Raw genomic sequence first — 1,722 nt, 5'->3', positions numbered from 1 at the left:
CCTCAAGACCCAGCACGAGCGCACCTCGGACGTGACGCCGTTGACTGCATGGGTCCCGACCCGCGCGGCAGGCTGGGGCCTACACGCAGGCTGCCCGGGCAGCGCCGCCCGCGCCGCACCCGCCGACACTGGTACGCGGACCGGCACCGCCGTATCAACACCTCTGCTGTCGTCACAGGTCAAGGAAGGCGTCACGTCCCAGCTGGTTGCGTGAGGTGATGCCCAACTTGGCGAAGACCTTTTGCAAGTGGTACTCGATCGTGCGGGTGCTCAGGTACAGGCGGCCGGCGATCTCCTTGTTGGTCAGCCCCTCCCGGGCCAGCCTGGCGATCTGGGTTTCCTGCAGCGTGAGCTGGCCTGTGGTTTCGACGGTCCGTTTGGGAGCGGTCTCGCCGGTCGCCCGCAGCTCGCGCGCCGCTCGGTCGGCGAACGCCTCCATCCCCATCGCGGTGAACATCTCGTGGGCAGTGCGCAACTGCTCACGTGCCTGGGACCGGCGCCGCTCGCGGCGCAGCCACTCTCCGTAGACCAGGTGGGCGCGAGCCAGCTCGCCGCGGATTCGGGTCGGGCCGAGCCGGTCGATCGCCTCATGGTAGTGGTCCTCGGCGTCCGCACCGCTGCTGACGAGGGCCCGCGAACGCGCCTGGACGCCCAACCCCCAGCCTGTGCCGCTGGGGCCGGTGCGTTCGCTGAGCCGCCGGAAGGCGTCGGCGGCTCGCTCGGGCGCGCCACTGCGGGCGGCCGCCTCGACTTCCTCCACCAGCGCCCAGCCCAGCGCGGCGCTGGTTTCCCGCTGCGGGTGGCCGGTCGCCTGGCGTGCGGCGACCAACGCGTCCTCGTAGCGGCCACGGCTGTTGCACAGCAGCGCTGTGGTCCATCCGCTGACGATCAACGCGCTGCCCTCGCCCCGGCGAGTCGCCTCCAGGACAACCGTGCTGATCAGCTCGTCGTGGTCCTTTTGGCGGCCTTGCCCGGCCGCGGTCAGCAGGAACCCGTGGACGGGGTACGCGACCCCGATCGCCTCGCAGACTGTCTTCACCTCCTCCAGAAGCGAAGCGGCCGTGCCCAGCTCGCCTGCGACCATCTTCACGGCGGCGAGTCCGGTCAGCGCGAAGGGGAGCATGGCGGCATTACCGCTCTCCCTGATGAGCGGGATGTGCCGAGTCGCGACAACCTCCCAGGTCTCGTAGTCCCACACGGTCGCGGCCGTGGTACCAGCGAGCCAGAGCCAGCGCAGTCCTTGCTCCGGGGACAGGTCCGGATCTGTGAAGGCACTCAGCGCCGGCTGCAGGCTCGGTACTCCGGCGGCATATCCGTCGATGATCAACCTGGTCAGGCCGTCGAGCAGCCGATCGGCAGGACGGGGAGCCCCCGTCGCTGCCGGCGCAGTCAGGGCGGCCTTGGCCGCTTTGAGTTGGCCGTCGTCGACGAGCGGACCGGCGAACAGCGCCGCGTTGATCGCTTCCAGGTACGTCTCACGGGCGAGCGGCGGGTCATACGGCTGAAGCCGGCGGGCGGCCTTGAGCAGCAGCGCAAAAGAGTCCCGGCCACGGTCCATGGAGAAAGCGACCTGGGCGCCCACCAAGGCGGCCTGACCGCGCCGCCGGTCATCGAGCGGGCCCGCCGCGGCGATGGACAGCAACTTCAGTGCGTTCTCGGGTGCCCCGGCCTCGTGCGTCGCCTGAGCGGCAGCCAGCGCGCGCTCGGCCCGGCGCCCGGGCT

The 1,722-nt window shown here is 70.8% G+C and carries 1 protein-coding gene; it reads right to left on the bottom strand.

The window, feature by feature from the left end:
- Positions 1-172: 172 nt before the first annotated feature.
- Positions 173-1,722: helix-turn-helix transcriptional regulator (locus E7Z54_RS12905; RefSeq protein ID WP_136434304.1), on the bottom strand; the 1,550-nt coding region annotated here is incomplete at its 5' end.

Origin of the sequence: Nocardioides sp., assembly GCF_004803405.1 — a bacterium.
GTDB classification, from domain to species: Bacteria; Actinomycetota; Actinomycetes; order Propionibacteriales; family Nocardioidaceae; genus Nocardioides; species Nocardioides vastitatis.
This window is presented reverse-complemented; position numbering and strand designations above follow the sequence as displayed.